At 47.1% G+C, this 16265-nt stretch carries 14 protein-coding genes; 8 read left to right on the forward strand and 6 right to left on the reverse strand.

Annotated elements, in window-relative coordinates; genetic code table 11:
* A complete protein-coding gene (locus JQX58_RS03475) occupies positions 1-486 on the reverse strand; it encodes a putative 4-hydroxy-4-methyl-2-oxoglutarate aldolase (protein ID WP_204145423.1) in 486 nt (161 codons plus the stop codon).
* A 108-nt stretch (positions 487-594) separates the two neighbouring features.
* Entirely contained in the window at positions 595-1107 is a 513-nt protein-coding gene (locus JQX58_RS03480) for a hypothetical protein (RefSeq protein WP_204145424.1), read from the reverse strand.
* A gap of 35 nt (positions 1108-1142) precedes the next feature.
* Here JQX58_RS03480 and JQX58_RS03485 point away from each other — a divergent pair, with 35 nt between their 5' ends.
* Both JQX58_RS03485 and JQX58_RS03490 read left to right on the forward strand, forming a co-directional pair.
* Positions 1143-2294, forward strand: coding sequence for a M14 family metallopeptidase (locus JQX58_RS03485; RefSeq protein ID WP_204145425.1), 1152 nt, complete (start codon positions 1143-1145; stop codon positions 2292-2294).
* Between the two features lie 204 nt (positions 2295-2498).
* Entirely contained in the window at positions 2499-3593 is a 1095-nt protein-coding gene (locus tag JQX58_RS03490; protein WP_204145426.1) for a DUF748 domain-containing protein, read from the forward strand.
* A gap of 70 nt (positions 3594-3663) precedes the next feature.
* On the opposite strand, the gene JQX58_RS03495 is transcribed toward JQX58_RS03490, so the two are convergent.
* Together JQX58_RS03495 and JQX58_RS03500 are read right to left on the reverse strand one after the other, a co-directional pair.
* Positions 3664-4143: a DUF934 domain-containing protein gene (locus JQX58_RS03495; RefSeq protein WP_204145427.1), complete on the reverse strand. Its 480-nt coding sequence runs from the start codon at positions 4141-4143 to the stop codon at positions 3664-3666.
* Complete coding sequence (locus tag JQX58_RS03500) at positions 4127-5788, reverse strand: nitrite/sulfite reductase (protein WP_204145428.1); 1662 nt, start codon at positions 5786-5788, stop codon at positions 4127-4129. The genes JQX58_RS03495 and JQX58_RS03500 overlap by 17 nt, the downstream gene beginning before the upstream one ends.
* Positions 5789-6022: 234 nt before the next feature.
* Here JQX58_RS03500 and nfuA point away from each other — a divergent pair, with 234 nt between their 5' ends.
* Positions 6023-6604, forward strand: coding sequence for a Fe-S biogenesis protein NfuA (gene nfuA / locus JQX58_RS03505; RefSeq protein ID WP_204145429.1), 582 nt, complete (start codon positions 6023-6025; stop codon positions 6602-6604).
* An 89-nt stretch (positions 6605-6693) separates the two neighbouring features.
* Here nfuA and JQX58_RS03510 read toward each other — a convergent pair whose 3' ends face one another.
* Positions 6694-8322 (reverse strand): alpha-glucosidase, encoded by a 1629-nt coding sequence (locus JQX58_RS03510; RefSeq protein ID WP_204145430.1) that lies wholly within the window; start codon positions 8320-8322, stop codon positions 6694-6696.
* 96 nt (positions 8323-8418) lie between these two features.
* A complete protein-coding gene (locus tag JQX58_RS03515) occupies positions 8419-9294 on the reverse strand; it encodes a LysR family transcriptional regulator (RefSeq protein WP_204145431.1) in 876 nt (291 codons plus the stop codon).
* 96 nt (positions 9295-9390) lie between these two features.
* On the opposite strand from JQX58_RS03515, the gene leuC reads away from it, so the two are divergent.
* The 5 genes from leuC to JQX58_RS03540 all read left to right on the forward strand — a co-directional run bounded on the left by leuC (position 9391) and on the right by JQX58_RS03540 (position 16041).
* Entirely contained in the window at positions 9391-10818 is a 1428-nt protein-coding gene (gene leuC / locus JQX58_RS03520) for a 3-isopropylmalate dehydratase large subunit (protein ID WP_204145432.1), read from the forward strand.
* A gap of 9 nt (positions 10819-10827) precedes the next feature.
* Positions 10828-11478 carry a 3-isopropylmalate dehydratase small subunit gene (leuD, locus tag JQX58_RS03525; RefSeq protein ID WP_204145433.1) on the forward strand — a complete coding sequence of 217 codons (651 nt, stop codon included), beginning with the start codon at positions 10828-10830 and terminating at the stop codon, positions 11476-11478.
* Between the two features lie 9 nt (positions 11479-11487).
* Positions 11488-12567: a 3-isopropylmalate dehydrogenase gene (gene leuB / locus JQX58_RS03530; protein WP_204145434.1), complete on the forward strand. Its 1080-nt coding sequence runs from the start codon at positions 11488-11490 to the stop codon at positions 12565-12567.
* Between the two features lie 78 nt (positions 12568-12645).
* The gene (asd, locus tag JQX58_RS03535; RefSeq protein WP_204145435.1) at positions 12646-13764 is read left to right on the forward strand and encodes an aspartate-semialdehyde dehydrogenase; all 1119 of its coding nucleotides are present in this window, start codon (positions 12646-12648) and stop codon (positions 13762-13764) included.
* A gap of 138 nt (positions 13765-13902) precedes the next feature.
* Complete coding sequence (locus JQX58_RS03540; RefSeq protein WP_204145436.1) at positions 13903-16041, forward strand: hypothetical protein; 2139 nt, start codon at positions 13903-13905, stop codon at positions 16039-16041.
* Positions 16042-16265 lie beyond the last annotated feature (224 nt).

The following is a 16265-nucleotide window of genomic DNA, read 5'->3' on the forward strand; positions in this document are numbered from 1 at the left end:
TTACGGCAGGGCAAGGGGTTGTTTCGCCACGAGCAACCCATTGCAGTCGGCGTAGACATGATCCCCTTGGGCGATAGTGATACCCGCAAAATGGACCGTTTTGCCGACTTCGCCCAAGCCTTTCTTTTCGGTCGGCATCGGGTGCGCGCACAAGGCCTTCAGCCCTAGATTGACCTTTGCTTGCGCCGCCACATCGCGAATTGCACCATTGATCACAATACCTTCCCAGCCGTTTTCAGCGGCTTTCTCTGCCAGCATATCGCCGAGTAACGCACGGCGCTTACTGCCACCGCCATCCACCACCAAGACTTTGCCTTGGCCAGGCGATTGCACTAGCTCACGTACCTTGCTGTTGTCTTCAAAGCAATACACAGTGACGGCTTCGCCATGGAAGTGATCGCGTCCGCCGAAGTCTTGAAAGATCGGCTCAGCAATTTGTACATGAGTGGGGTAGAGGTCACAAAGATCGGGCAGGATGTCTTTCATAATAAGGTTCCTAGAGCATTACATTGATAGCAATACTCTAGGTAGCCAAGCCAAATTAGGCCAGCGGTTTGTGCTTATAGTGACTATTTCTGGCGTTACTTTTTGGAGTTATTCTAGCTGCTCAAGTTCAGACAGATCCAGCAGCTCATGATTAGCGGCCAATTGCAGCAAGTGAATGATTTGCTCATCGGGGCTTAGTAGGTTAAGTGGTGTCTCATCGCCACTGTCTTGACGTGCTTGATGTAGATTAACATCGCGCTCATTAAACCAATGCTCGACGCTCAGGACCTCAAAAGCAGGATCTAGGCCCTTGGTGTCATAAAGAGTTTCTACAACGGCCTGAACCATGTCCACGTCGACCGCGTACAGCACATCGGTATCGAGCTCGGTGGCCCATTCGTTGAGGATGTCTTGAGCCTCATAGCCAAACTCGTAGAGTTGTTGCTCGTCTAGGTTTTGTAGGTTGGGCTCAATGCTGTGGTCGTGCAGCCAGTCGTCGTCTGGAGTAATCAGCACTTCTTTGACTTGGCCATCGTGTGTCGACCAAGTAAATAGCAAAGGAAAGTGTGGTTCGTCGGGAGAATTAGCGACAGCGCTAATGAATATCGGTAAACTTGCCATAATTAAATTAACAGCCCAGCGTTAAGGAAGAGTGAATGACTAGCCGACTCAAGATCAGCAGTTACTTTGATGGCGGTAACATAGAAGTGATTGACGCCAAAGACCCCGACAATATTAGAGTAAACATCCCTAAAGATACAAACTCAGATTTTTATCAGTGGTTTTACTTTCGATTGCAGGGCGGCATGGGTGAAAACTGTGTCATTCGCTTTGAGAACGCAGCCGATGCCGCGTTTGCTGAAGGCTGGGACGGCTATGAAGCCGTTGCGTCTTATGATCGCGAGTATTGGTTCCGTGTGCCGACGACCTATGAAGACGGCGTGCTAGAGATTCAACATACGCCGGATCAAGACAGCGTCTACTACGCCTACTTCGCGCCTTACAGCTACGAACGCCACTTAGATATGGTGGCTTGGGCGGCAAACTACGCTGACTGCATTACCCATCATATTGGTGAAACCGCAGAAGGTCGCGACATCACCATGCTTGAGGTGAGTAAAACCCAAGGTTTGGCGAAAAATATCTGGGTCATTGCGCGCCAGCACCCAGGGGAAACCATGGCCGAATGGTTTGTTGAAGGCCTGTTGGAACGCTTATTTGACGAATCGCACCCGATCGCTCGCGCGTTGTTGGAAAAGTGTCGCTTCTACGTGGTGCCCAACATGAACCCAGATGGCGCAGTGCATGGCAACTTGCGCGTCAACAGCAAAGGGATCAACCTAAATCGCGAGTGGAAGCGTGCCAGTGATGAACGCAGCCCTGAAGTGCTTGCGGTGCAAAAGAAAATGTCTGAAACCGGCGTCGACATGTTTTTGGATATTCATGGTGATGAAACTCTGCCGGTAAACTTTGTTGATGGTTGTGAAGGTGTGCCCAACTACGACCAGCGCATGGCGGATATGGAAGCCTTGTTTGAAGACATCTTTACTGCAGTCAGCCCTGACTTCCAAGCAGAGATTGGCTATGAAAACGTCCGCTATGGCGACGAGACACTTACCGTCGCTTCGAAGTGGGTTGGCAATACTTACCGCTGCTTGTCTTTGACCCTAGAAATGCCGTTTAAAGATAACCAAAACTTACCAGACGAAGTGGTAGGCTGGTCACCAGAGCGTTCTAAAATCTTGGGTGCCGACATCTTGTATCCGATTTTCCATGTGGTGAACAGCGAACACATGAAAGGCGACTGATCGTTTTATTAGCTGTTCAACTGCTAGTTTTCATCTACAAAGCCGAGCCTTGCGCTCGGCTTTTGTGTCTAAAATTGCCCACAATTTCACAATCGGTCAGCCACTGTGTAAACAATGCATCATTGTTTAGCCTTTTACTTGGCAGGGTTTGCTCGGCAATGACCAAGCCCACTACAGTAATAGGACTTAGAAAGGAGTCTTATTATGACCAAAAAAGCCAAACAGACTTGGATCTGGGTGTTTGCCGTCTTCGCCGCCTTGATCATCATCGTACATCTTGCTTTACCGTACTGGGTCACTAGCTTTTTAAATAAGCGCTTAGCAGATCTTGGGGATTACCGTGGTCACATCGACCATGTAAGCCTGTCGCTCTATCGAGGCGCTTATCAAGTTCATGATTTGGATATTGTGAAGGTAGAAGGCACCAAGCAAGTACCGTTTTTCCGTACCCGTGAAATCGATATTGCCCTCAGTTGGTCGGCATTGTTTAAAGGTAAAGTGGTGGCTGACCTGGCGTTTTACGAGCCGCAAGTGAACTTTGTCGACAGTGAAGACGCACAAAAAGATCAGTCAGGTAACGGCACCGAGTGGCGCGATGTGGTCAACGAGTTAACGCCGATTACCATTAACCAAATTGAGGTGTACCAAGGGCTGATCGCGTTTCGTAATTTCGAGTCAGAGCCACCAGTAAACATTCAGGTCAATGACATCAACGCCACACTGACGAACCTTACCAATGTCGATAATGGCGCGGGCCGTGTGGCCAGCTTGGATGTCAAAGCCAAAGCGCTCAACGATGCCAAGCTAAAGGCCAACGCGCAATTCGATCCTTTTGCACAAGGTGATTTCATTGTCGCGCTGCGCTGTGAGGAGCTCAGTTTGCCGATGTTAAATGATTTGGCCAAAGCCTATGCTTCGCTCGATTTTAAAGGCGGTACCGGTGAAGTGGTGATGGAAATGGAAGCCAAAGACTCCGAGCTGACAGGCTATGTGAAGCCGCTGTTCAAAAACGTCGATATCTTCGACTGGGAGCAAGACGTCGTCGAGCAGGGCAAGAATCCTTTTCAGCTCGCTTGGGAAGGTCTAAGTGGCGGCTTGTCGGGGCTTCTGACCAATGGCGATAGCGATCGTCTAGCGACGCGTGTGGAGTTTAATGGTTCGTTGGATGATCCGAGTGTTAGCACTTGGCAAACCATCAAAAACACGGTGAGTAATGCGTTTTTAGATGCCTACAATAATCAGTTTGAAGGCTTGTTTGAGTCGACCACGGATGACTCGGCCCAGAGCGTCGATACCTAAATTCTCTGGTGTTAAATGACAGGCACAAAAAAGCCGAGCAAGATGCTCGGCTTTTTTAATACGCTTAGGATTAACCGCGGCGCAAGAATACTGGGCGAGGATCCGCCACATCACCTTGGTAAGCCACGCTAAATGGCTTATTCAGTGTCAGTGCGATGTCTAGGTTAACGTCTTCTGCAAACTCGAAGCTGTTGACGCCACAACGGATCAGGTAACCCTGTTGGTCTGCCATGAAGTTGCCTAGGGCACGGATTTCGCCGTCATAGTTTAGGCGTTCGCGCAGTAGGCGAGCGTAACTAAAACCACGGCCATCCATGAAGCTTGGGAAGTTCACGCCGATCACGTCAAATTGGCTAAGGTCCACGTCAGCAAGTGGTTCAACGCCTTCGCCCGCGTCGATCCAGATGCCTGCCACTTTACCAATCGTCTCTTGGTTATCTAACCATTTTTGCATTGGCACGATAGCATTTTCAGTCGCTGTAGCATCAGCGTCTTGTTGCCATACATATGTGTTGTCGACGATCTCGCCGTTTTTAATCAGCTTTGGCATATGCGGCCTCTTTAAATGGTTTGATACCGATGCGACGGAATGTATCGATGAAGCGTTCTTCTTCGGTACGGCTGTCTACATAGACATTGATGATCTTCTGGATCACGTCACCGATTTGCTCTTGAGCAAAAGAGGGGCCCAAGATCTTACCGATCGACGCATCGTGACCTGATGCACCACCAAGTGATACTTGGTAGAACTCTTCGCCTTTCTTATCAACACCTAGGATACCGATGTTACCCACGTGGTGGTGACCACATGCGTTCATACAGCCAGAGATGTTTAGATCTACTTCGCCGATGTCGTATAGGTAATCAAGGTTGTCAAACGTCTGTTGGATCTGCTCAGCGATCGGGATCGATTTCGCATTGGCAAGACCACAGTAATCGCCACCTGGGCAACAGATCATGTCTGTTAGCAGGCCTAGCGTTGGTGTAGCGAAGCCGTTTTCTTTAGCTGCTTCCCAAAGCTCGATCAATTGATCTTGGCGCACGTCTGCCAATACAAGGTTTTGCTCGTGGCTTACACGTAGCTCACCGAAGCTGTATTGATCTGCAAGGTTAGCGGCTTTTTCCATTTGATCAGCTGTCGCATCACCTGGCGCTTGGCCTGGCTTTTTAAGCGATAGCGTAACGATGCGGTAGCCTGGTTTCTTGTGATCAAACGTGTTGCGCTCGTACCAGCGAGCAAAGCCATTGCTTTCTGCAAGCTTAGCGGTTAATTCTGCTGGTTGATCTTCTAGGGCTTCGTACTCTGGCTCAGTAAAGAAGCTTGCTAGGCGATCGAACTCGCTCATTGGTACCGTGCTTTCAGTGCCACGTAGGTGTTCCCACTCAGCATCAACGCGCTTACGGAATTCTTCGATACCCAGTGCTTTCACTAGGATCTTGATACGTGCTTTGTACTTGTTGTCACGACGACCGTGTTGGTTGTAAACACGGATGATCGCATCAAGGTACGTCAGTAGGTCTGCGCGCGGAATGAAGTCACTGATGGTCTCAGCGATCATTGGCGTACGACCTAGGCCACCACCGACCAAAACTTTGAAGCCGATTTCGCCAGCGTCATTTTTCTTCAGGTGTAGACCGATGTCATGTACTTGTACCGCGGCACGGTCAGCTGACTCTGTCGCACATACCGCAATCTTGAATTTACGTGGTAAGAACGCAAATTCAGGGTGGAATGTAGACCACTGACGAATCAACTCACAGTAAGGGCGTGGGTCAGCGACCTCGTCGGCGATCACACCAGAGTACTGGTCAGTTGTGGTGTTACGGATACAGTTACCACTGGTTTGTACGGCGTGCATTTCTACCGTCGCTAGCTCTTCTAAGATGTCTGGAACATCTTCAAGCTTAGGCCAGTTTAACTGAAGGTTTTGGCGCGTACTGAAGTGGCCGTAACCACGGTCATAGCGGCGCGTAATGTCCGCAAGAAGGCGAAGCTGCTTGCTAGACACCATACCGTAAGGGATGGCGATACGTAGCATTGGCGCGTAGCGCTGCACGTAAAGGCCGTTTTGCAAGCGCAAAGGAAGAAACTCTTCTTCCTTCAGCTCGTTATTCAGGTAGCGGCGAGTTTGATCGCGAAACTGCGCAACACGCTCTTCCACTAGCTGCTGGTCAATTGCGTCGTATTGATACATAAAAGACTGAACCGTTGTTGTATAAATTCTTAGGTAGACTAAATCTACCAAAAATCCGTTATTCCTAAAATGAATATTTATCTATATCTTTAAAAATAATTAGACTAAAGGCGACCATGGTTATTACCAAAATGCGAAAAAATACCTTAGTTTTTTACTTGGTCTTCTGTTTTGCCTTGAGAGTGAGTTACCATAGCCCCATATAGAACATCACACGTTTCAATAAGGGTGAGTATGAACATTACGATTACTGACAGTGCGCAAGAGTATCTATCAGGTCTTTTAGACAAACAGGGCATTGAGGGCATGGCTGTACGCATGTTCATCCAGCAACCGGGCACACCGTACGCTGAGACTTGTCTTGCATACTGTCGTCCAGACGAAGTTATCGAGTCTGATGAGCGTTTGGATCTTCCAAAGCTACGCGTTTACCTTGAAGTGAATTCAGTACCTTTCTTAGACGAAGCTTTTGTTGACTACGCCACAGAGAAAATGGGTGGCCAGCTGACGATTAAAGCGCCCAACGCAAAAATGCCTAAGGTTAGCCCAGACAGCCCGATCGAAGATCAAATCAACTACGTGCTGTACTCAGACATCAACCCAGGCCTAGCGGCACATGGTGGTGAAGTACGCTTAGTTGAAGTCATCGAAGGTCCGGTTGCGGTATTGCAATTCGGCGGCGGTTGCCAAGGTTGTAGTGCAGTAGACTTGACGCTAAAAGAAGGCGTTGAGAAAACGCTGATCGACAAAGTCCCAGGCCTTAAAGGCGTGAAAGACGAAACCGACCACACAGTGACAGACAACGCATTCATGTAATCCCACGATTACCTAAGCGTTATAAAAAAGCCACTTGCTAAGCAAGTGGCTTTTTTTGTGCCTGACGTGTTTTGTGTCTGAAGTGAAGCTTAATTAATGGCGCCGATATAGACCGAATTAGACGGCAAGACCAGCTTATTATGCTCAAACACTCCGGTGCGCAGACCTTCAGGTAAAATCACATCTGTCACTGTGTATTCCATTACACCCGAAATATGCCCCTGCTCACTGGCATTGACGCCCACCAACAGCGTTTCTTGATCGTCTTCGCGTAAGAAGATCAACACATCACGATCACTGTACAAAAATTCAATGTTGCCGCTGATCAGTGCCGAGTGATGACGGCGGAAGTGCAAAAAGTCACGATACGCGTGCAGCACGGAGTGACGATCGCCTTCTTGCTCGGACACCGCCATCGCCAAGTGCTGATCATTGATCGGCAGCCAAGGTTCGCGGCTAGTGGAGAAAGCACCTGTAGGGTGGTTTTCCCACGGCATCGGTGTACGACAGCCATCACGACCTTTGAAATCCGGCCAGAAGGTAATGCCATAAGGATCGACCAACTGATGATACTCAAGCTCGGCCTCAGGCAAACCAAGCTCCTCGCCTTGGTACAAACACACACTGCCACGCAATGACAGCAGCATGGCCATAAACACCTTGCTCTTGGCATTGCAGGCTTGGCCGTGATTCCAGCGCGAGGCAACCCTCTCCACATCATGGTTGCTCATCGACCAGCAGGGCCAACCCGAGCCCAAACCTTCCTCAATCGTAGTCATGGTTTTATGCACGTGAGTCATGGTGTTGTCATGGGTCAGCAAATCAAACGAATAGCACATATGCAGTTTGTCGTTGCCTTGGGTGTATTCGGCCATGGTTTTTAGTGAAAAATCACAGCCCACTTCACCTACCGTAGTGCTACCTGGGTATTGATCGAGCAGGGCGCGTAAGCGTTTTAAGAAGCCAATGTTTTCCGGTTGGGATTTATCGTACAGGTGTAGCTGATAGCCATAAGGGTTTTCTTCACTGACGCCGATGCTGCCTTCCGCCACTTCTTCGCGCGGTGGGTTATCGCGCAATTGCGTGTCATGGTAGAAGTAATTGGCGGTATCCAAACGAAAACCATCGACACCGCGCTTAAGCCAAAATTCTACTGTTTCCAATAGCGCATCGACCACGGCTGGATTATGGAAGTTAAGATCCGGCTGGCTGTGTAGGAAGTTATGCAGATAGTACTGACGGCGACGACTGTCCCAGCGCCACGCAGGGCCGCCAAATACCGACAGCCAATTGTTAGGCGCTGAGCCATCCGGTTTGGCTTCTGCCCATACGTACCAATCGGCTTTGTCATTATCACGGCTAGTGCGCGATTCTTTAAACCAAGGGTGTTGATCAGAAGTGTGGTTCAGCACTTGGTCAATGATGACCTTAATATTGTGCTCGTGCGCGCTGGCGATCAGATCGTCGAAGTCCTTGAGCTCGCCAAAGATGGGATCGACATCACAATAGTCCGAGACATCGTAGCCAAAGTCTTTCATTGGCGAGGTAAAAAACGGCGATAGCCAAATGGCATCGACGCCCAATGACGCTATGTAGGGCATTTTTTCGGTGATGCCTGGCAGATCGCCGATGCCATCACCGTTAGAATCTTTAAAACTGCGTGGGTAAATCTGATAGATGACCGCACCGCGCCACCAATCCGTATCTCGTTGAGTCATGCCCATCTCCTTGTTATCAAAGTCGCTATACCTCAACCCTAGCATGCTTCTGGCGTTTTTTAGCTGGAATAGTGTGCAAGTTCTGGGGTTGCATCATTAATTTTCAGCCAGTTCCTGTAAAAGCTTAATAAAAGCGGTCGCCGCTCGACTTAAGGTACGTTGCTTATGATGCACCACGCCCAAGTCGCGCTCGACGTTTAGCGCCGGTAAATCCACTACCACTAATTGCTCGTTGACCACCGTTGAAGGGATCAACGACCAGCCCCAGCCAATGCTGACCAGCATCGCCAGCGTATCTAGGTTGTTGGTGTTCATCTTCACTTGCGGCCGCACGCCATTGACGGCAAACACTTGCTCTGCGATCTGGCGCGTAAAAGTATTCTCGTGAGGCAGCACGCACGGGTATTTTGACAGCTCGACCACATCGACACGGGTTTTGCTGGCCAGCGGATGATCGACACTGACCACACACTTAAGCGGGTCAGACCAAATCGGAATGGCGTTGAGATTCTCTTCCCGTTGGCCAGAGAGGGTAATGATGCCAAGCTCGGCTTCGCCTTTTAGTATTTGGCGGTGCGCGTCTTCGGATTGGGTGAAATCGATTTTGATCTCGGCTTCAGGGTAAGTCTGCTGAAAGCGTTTAAGCGTCTCGGGCAAGCGGTGCAAGCCAATATGGTGACTGGTGGCAATATGCAGTTCGCCCGAGACATCTTCCATCTGCAACGACATGCTACGCTTGATGTCGGTCAGATCGTCGGCGATGCGTTTCGCCTTGGGCAGCAAGCGGATACCGGCTTCGGTCAGATGCACGGTGCGGCCAATGCGATCAAACAGTTTTACATTAAGGTTGCTCTCAAGCGCGGCAATGCGCTTACTCACCGCAGGCTGAGTAACAAACAGCGCGGCAGCGGCCTCAGAAAACGACTGGGTCTCAGCAACCTTAATAAAGGTCAAAAGCTCTTGAATGTCCATGATTCCAAAAAATTATCCAAAACATGAAAAATATGAATTGGAGTAATTTAAGAGCACACAGTACTATAACGCAATGCTTATGTAGGAGAGAAAGCAATGGCAGGTAAAACATTATACGACAAGTTGTGGGACAGCCACCTTGTTCAACAGCGCGACGATGGTAGTGCACTAATCTACATCGACTTGCAATTACTACACGAAGTAACGTCTCCACAGGCGTTTGAAGGTCTGCGTATGCACGGCCGTAAGCCATGGCGCTTGACTTCAAGCCTTGCAACACCGGATCACAACGTACCGACAACTGTCGAGGAGCGTAAGAGCGGTGTCAACGGTATCGCCGACCCAGTGTCGAAAATCCAAGTAACAACCTTGGACGATAACTGTGACGAATTCGGCATCACAGAATTCAAAATGACCGATATGCGCCAAGGTATCGTGCACGTGGTTGGGCCGGAGCAGGGCGCAACACTACCAGGCATGACGGTCGTATGTGGTGACTCGCACACCTCTACACACGGTGCATTTGGTGCACTAGCACACGGTATCGGTACGTCGGAAGTGGAACACGTACTAGCGACTCAGTGTCTAGTTCAGAAGAAAATGAAAAACATGCTAGTGCGCGTGGACGGCAAATTGTCGCCATACGTCACCGCAAAAGACGTTGTACTAGCGATCATCGGTAAAATCGGTACCGCGGGCGGTACGGGCTTTGCGATCGAGTTTGGCGGTGAAGCGATTCAGTCGCTATCAATGGAAGGTCGTATGACCGTGTGTAACATGGCTATCGAAGCCGGCGCACGTGTAGGTTTGATCGCGGTAGACCAAACCACCATCGACTACGTTGCCAACCGTCCTTACGCGCCGAAAGGTGATCACTGGAAGATGGCCGTCGAAGCATGGCAAGACCTAGTGTCTGATAGCGATGCCGAGTTTGATGAAGTGGTTGTGCTAAATGGCGCCGACATCAAACCACAAGTGACTTGGGGTACGTCTCCAGAAATGGTTATTGCCATCGACCAAGACATTCCACGTCCTGAAGATCAAGCTGATCCAGTGACTCGCGAAGGTTACGCACGTGCTTGGAAATACATGGGCCTAGAAGGCAAGAAAACTCTTGCTGACATTACCCTAGACCGCGTATTTATCGGTTCTTGTACTAACTCTCGTATCGAAGACTTACGCGCTGCGGCAGACGTTGTCAAAGGCCGTAAAGTGGCTGAGAGCTTGAAGCAAGCGATCGTGGTACCAGGCTCTGGTGTGGTCAAAGCCCAAGCGGAAAAAGAAGGCCTAGACAAAATCTTCACTGAAGCAGGTCTTGAGTGGCGCGAGCCGGGATGTTCTATGTGTCTTGCCATGAACGCTGATAAGTTGGGTCAAGGTGAGCACTGTGCCTCAACCTCAAACCGTAACTTTGAAGGTCGCCAAGGCTTTGGCGGTCGTACGCACTTGGTGAGCCCAGCGATGGCGGCAGCCGCTGCAATTGCCGGTCACTTTGTTGACGTAAACGAATTGGTTAAACAGTAGGAGTTAGCGATGCGTCCATTTACAAAACACACAGGTATCGCAGCGCCATTAGACTTGGCCAACGTCGACACCGATATGATCATCCCAAAACAGTTCTTGAAATCGATCAAGCGTACTGGCTTTGGTAAAAACCTTTTTGACGAACTACGTTACGAAGACGAAGGTCAGCCAGACCAAGATTGCACTGGCCGCCCACTACGCAAAGACTTCGTACTTAATCAAGAGCGTTACCAAGGTGCCAGCGTATTGCTAGCCCGTAACAACTTTGGTTGTGGTTCAAGCCGTGAGCACGCGCCTTGGGCACTAGACGACTACGGCATGCGCTCAGTGATTGCGCCAAGCTTTGCCGATATCTTCTACAACAACTGCTTCAAAAACGGTCTACTACCGATCGTCTTAACCGAAGCAGAAGTGGATCAGCTTTTTAAAGATGTGGAAGCGAACCCAGGCTACGAGCTGACTATTGACCTAGAAGCGCAAAAAGTGATCTCACCATCGGGTGCAGAATTTAGCTTCGAAGTGGATGCCTTCCGTAAGCACTGCTTGCTAAACGGTCTAGACGACATCGGCCTAACACTACAAGAAGCGGACGCGATCGAAGCGTACGAAGAGCAACGAATGAAAACCGCGCCTTGGTTGTTCCAAGCGCGTTCACTGTAAGGAATCAACATGTCTAAAAAAGTATTGGTATTGCCAGGTGATGGCATTGGCCCAGAAATCGTAGAACAAGCCGTACGCGTTCTAGACGCAGTTAACGCTAAATTTGATCTAGGCGTGGAACACGAATCAGCACTAGTCGGTGGTTCGGCTTACGACGAAACTGGCTCACCACTGCCAGAAGTCACCCTAGACAAAGCCAAAGCGGCTGACGCAATCCTACTTGGCGCCGTGGGTGGCCCTAAATGGGATGGTCTAGACATGGCTGTACGCCCAGAAAAAGGCCTACTAGGTCTGCGCTCAAACCTTGAGCTATTTGCCAATTTGCGCCCAGCGATTCTTTACCCACAACTAGCAGAAGCATCAAGCTTGAAGCCAGAAATCGTTGCGGGTCTAGACATCTTGATCGTGCGTGAGTTGACGGGTGGTATTTACTTCGGTCAACCACGTGGCATCCGCACGCTAGAAAACGGCGAGCGCGAAGGCTTCAACACGTACGTATACAGCGAGTCTGAAATCCGCCGTATCGCCCGCTCTGCCTTTGAAGCAGCACGTCAGCGTAACAAGCGCGTGTGCTCAATCGACAAATCAAACGTACTTGAAGTAACGGTTCTATGGAAAGAAATCATGGAAGAAGTTGCTAAAGAGTACCCAGATGTAGAATTGTCACACATGCTAGTGGACAACGCTGCGATGCAGCTAGTGCGCGCGCCGAAGCAATTTGACGTAATGGTAACCGGCAACATGTTCGGTGACATTTTGTCAGATGCGGCAGCCATGTTGACAGGCTCTATCGGTATGCTACCTTCTGCTTCTCTAAACGCAGAAGGTCGCGGTATGTACGAGCCATGTCACGGTTCAGCACCCGACATCGCGGGCAAAGGCATTGCAAACCCATTGGCGACGATCCTTTCTGTTGCTATGATGCTACGCTACTCGCTTGATGCGAAAGACGCCGCGGACGCTATCGAAGACGCCGTGAGCAAAGTACTAGACCAAGGTCTACGTACATCAGATATCGCCTCACAGGGAGGCGAAACAGTCAGCACGTCACAAATGGGTGACGCGGTATTGGCTGCATTAAACGCTTAATTTCATCAAAATTAAGTCTTAACTCGGGATACTGCTCTTGGTATGAGTAGACCCACACTAAAAAAAGGTAACAAGACCATGTCAAAACAAACTGTAGGTTTAGTCGGCTGGCGCGGAATGGTTGGTTCTGTGCTGATGCAACGTATGCGCGATGAGAGCGACTTCGATCATATTGATCCAGTGTTCTTCTCGACATCTCAAACAGGCCAAGCTGGCCCGGATATTGGTAAGGATATTCCGCTTCTTCAAGACGCCAATGATATTGAGTCATTGAAGAAAATGGACGTTATTATTACTTGTCAGGGTGGCGATTACACCAAGGCGATTTACCCACAGTTGCGTAATGCTGGTTGGAACGGTTACTGGATCGACGCGGCGTCTTCTCTACGTATGGAAAAAGACGCCATCATCGTACTAGACCCAGTAAACCAAAACGTCATCAAACAAGGTCTAAAAGATGGCGTTAAAACCTTTGTTGGTGGTAACTGTACTGTTTCATTGATGCTTCTTGCTCTAGGTGGTCTTTTCGAAAAAGGTCACATCGAGTGGATGACATCGATGACATACCAAGCAGCATCTGGCGGCGGTGCCCGTCACATGCGCGAGCTATTAAACCAATTTGGTCTGCTTAACGCAGAAGTAGCCAACGAACTTGCTGACCCAGCAAGTGCGATCCTAGATATCGACCGTAAAGTGGCAGAGAAAATGCGCTCGGGTACGCTTCCGACTGATCAGTTCGGCGTACCGCTAGCAGGCTCTTTGATTCCTTACATCGACAGTCAACTTGATAATGGCCAAAGCCGTGAAGAGTGGAAAGCACAGGCTGAGTGTAACAAGATCCTAGGCATCGACGGCAAGCCAATCCCAGTAGATGGCCTATGTGTACGTATCGGCGCGATGCGCTCACACAGCCAGGCGTACACCATCAAGCTAAACAGCGACATCCCAGTAGCGGACATCGAAGGCTTGCTGGCTGAGCACAACCAATGGGTTAACGTCGTACCAAACGACAAACAAGCGACTATGGAGCAACTAACTCCAACTGTTGCGACTGGTACGCTAAACATCCCAGTCGGTCGTATCCGTAAACTGAATATGGGCCCTGAATACATCAGCGCTTTCTCAGTGGGTGACCAACTACTTTGGGGTGCAGCAGAGCCACTACGTCGTATGTTGCGTATTTTGATCGAAGGTTAATTGGCCTTTGGTTGGATTGAGTTAGAAAGACCCGCTGCTGGAAGGTAGCGGGTTTTTTTGTTTGTGCATATTTTAATAAATTAGATTTTCTTGTTACATTAACAGCATATACAAGTAATTATTTTTATAGGGATATTTATGCTAAGTAAGCATCTTTTTCACTTTGCAATGGTGCATGACCAGTTTTCACAAACAGGAGATATAATTAAGGGAATTTTGCCTCTATTTACTCCCATACTTTCAGGAAAAGAGGGGCAAGATTTTAACCCTAAGCACTTTTGTAACGAAGTAATGCAAACTTATGGAATAGAAATGCATCCTTATGTTGCAGAAAGTATGGCTCCAAAATTGGCTGAAGCTGGTGCTCTGTATCTACATCAAGCTGGTAAAAGGGATGAGAAGTACATCATTGACCATGTTCCTGTTATTGATAACGAACATTTGGATAAGCAAGTAAGTAAAATATTCGATTTATTTGAGAGTTTTGCTATTAAATTATTTGATAATGCAAATTTTTCTTATAAAAATATCAATTTCTCTGATGAGTTTTCTAAAAGATTAGCTAGAGTTGATAGGCTTGATGAGATTTCAGACGAGGAAGACAGCAAAGATAAAGGAAAGTCAATATTAAACTATGCTTTTGCTAGGTTTGTTTCTAAGGTTGAAGAAAAAGGTGGAGATTTTAAAGATTCACTTAATAAAGCTTACTCAGGTGCTATTTTATCTGAGGTAGTGCTTAGTTTAAAAGAGCCTGGACTTGATGTAGAGAAGTTTCCTGAGAAAAAGTTTTTTATCGATGCTCCTATTTTACTGGATATACTGGGGTTTAATGACGAATATTCTGTTGAATGTTCAAGAGGGCTGGTTGAAAAAATAAAATCTTTAGGAGGAATTCTTACTACTTCTAAGAGTTATATTGAAGAGGCAAAAGTTACTATTAGATCAGCCTTAGATAACTACAATAACAGAGGTGGAAGAAAAACAAATCTTGATCTTTACCTCTGGAGAGGAGGTGATAATTTATTAAATGCAAGAACTACAGAAAATAATATTGCTCAAATACTTGAAAGAGAATATGGATTTAATTTAGAGCACTCAGTAGTTGACTTAAAAGGTAAATTGCAATCGCAAAAGGCTCTATCGCTCAAAGAGAAGATATATCAATCTCTACATTGGTATAAAAATGATGTGGCTAGAGATAATGATGCTGAGGCTATAGCTTTTGTTGTTATGGATCATGGTTATTGTTCAGTGAAAAATTTTGCTGAGTCACGGTCATTTCTAATTACTCCAAATACAAGTTTAATAGAAACATCAAATGCTGTTCTTTATAAAATGGATGCATTTAATAAACCAGAGATGACACCACTTCTTAGTGAAAAGAAACTAGCCATGCTTTTGTGGATAATGAATGGCGGTCAAGGAGAAGACATTTCATCACTCACCTTGATAGGTTCATGTGCTAGAGCAATGGAAATGCATAAGGAAGTGTTTCATAAAATCCAAAAGTTTCTAAAAAAGTTAAATCCTGAAAAAATTAAGCTTTATGAAAGTATTATTTGTAATGATAGGGCGATCTATAGTCTTGTGGATGAAGTTGGTGCTTCAAGTTCTAATATAGATGAAGAAAACTTTGAAGATTATCTTCGAAATGCTAAAGAAAACTATGAAATTGAACAAAAGGAATTGGAGTCGGAACGAGCTGATGCTTTAAAAAAGATAAAACTTGAAGCTGAAAAGGAAAAAGAATTAAAAGAAAGAGCACTAAAAGCTTTGACCAATATATCACAGTCAGAAACCTCTTTGAAGAAAGATATAGTTCAGAAAGATAGTGATAGAGAGATTTTGTATAAAGTGTTAGATGAGAAGGAAAAGGAGAATGAAAGCTTATCTATCAAATTAGACTCATTAGAGAAATCTATGGTTCAAATGCAAAGTGCCTTAGAGAAGAATAAAAAGGATTATGAGGTTGGTATTGAGAAAGTTAAAGAAGAGAATGATGCATCAAAAAGTATTGATAAAGATAAGTTGATTTCTTTTTTTTCATTTGCTCTTTATGTTTTAACGTCGATTGTAGTCGCAGTATTTGCTTATAATGCATCTGGTCTAGTAATAGATAAGCCATTTTCAACTAATTACTTTACAATTAATCCAAATTTATTGAATTTTATTATATCAATAATTCCGTTTTTAATAACTTGGAAGCTTCCTGACTTTATTTTAGGAAAGCCTATAAAGTTGTTTAGTGTGAAAATAGTAAATTATATTTTGAGATAGTGGTTAATCAAGACACCCACCTTAAAAAGTGACTCGCAATTCAATTCTAGCCAGCGCCAAACAACTAGCCAGTTTCAGTCGAAACTGGCTTTTTTATGCGTGTTAGGTTGGAAATTTGGGGTATCAGTAGCTGTTTGGCTTTGTTGATCTTGGGCCTTCGTTTATAACCGGCGCATTGGTAGTAGTTTAAGAATTATTGAGACGCCCACCTTAAAAAGTGACTG

It is taken from the genome of Marinomonas ostreistagni, from assembly GCF_016888445.1.
Lineage (GTDB): Bacteria > Pseudomonadota > Gammaproteobacteria > Pseudomonadales > Marinomonadaceae > Marinomonas > Marinomonas ostreistagni.

Bases quoted from the DNA above. Each gene is read 5' to 3' on its own strand.
- JQX58_RS03485 (WP_204145425.1), top strand. From the start codon at position 1,143: ATGACTAGCCGACTCAAGATCAGCAGTTACTTTGATGGCGGTAACATA.
- nfuA (WP_204145429.1), top strand. From the start codon at position 6,023: ATGAACATTACGATTACTGACAGTGCGCAAGAGTATCTATCAGGTCTT.
- leuD (WP_204145433.1), top strand. From the start codon at position 10,828: ATGCGTCCATTTACAAAACACACAGGTATCGCAGCGCCATTAGACTTG.
- JQX58_RS03500 (WP_204145428.1), bottom strand. From the start codon at position 5,788: ATGTATCAATACGACGCAATTGACCAGCAGCTAGTGGAAGAGCGTGTT.
- JQX58_RS03515 (WP_204145431.1), bottom strand. From the start codon at position 9,294: ATGGACATTCAAGAGCTTTTGACCTTTATTAAGGTTGCTGAGACCCAG.
- leuB (WP_204145434.1), top strand. From the start codon at position 11,488: ATGTCTAAAAAAGTATTGGTATTGCCAGGTGATGGCATTGGCCCAGAA.
- JQX58_RS03510 (WP_204145430.1), bottom strand. From the start codon at position 8,322: ATGACTCAACGAGATACGGATTGGTGGCGCGGTGCGGTCATCTATCAG.
- leuC (WP_204145432.1), top strand. From the start codon at position 9,391: ATGGCAGGTAAAACATTATACGACAAGTTGTGGGACAGCCACCTTGTT.
- JQX58_RS03540 (WP_204145436.1), top strand. From the start codon at position 13,903: ATGCTAAGTAAGCATCTTTTTCACTTTGCAATGGTGCATGACCAGTTT.
- JQX58_RS03475 (WP_204145423.1), bottom strand. From the start codon at position 486: ATGAAAGACATCCTGCCCGATCTTTGTGACCTCTACCCCACTCATGTA.
- JQX58_RS03480 (WP_204145424.1), bottom strand. From the start codon at position 1,107: ATGGCAAGTTTACCGATATTCATTAGCGCTGTCGCTAATTCTCCCGAC.
- JQX58_RS03495 (WP_204145427.1), bottom strand. From the start codon at position 4,143: ATGCCAAAGCTGATTAAAAACGGCGAGATCGTCGACAACACATATGTA.
- JQX58_RS03490 (WP_204145426.1), top strand. From the start codon at position 2,499: ATGACCAAAAAAGCCAAACAGACTTGGATCTGGGTGTTTGCCGTCTTC.
- asd (WP_204145435.1), top strand. From the start codon at position 12,646: ATGTCAAAACAAACTGTAGGTTTAGTCGGCTGGCGCGGAATGGTTGGT.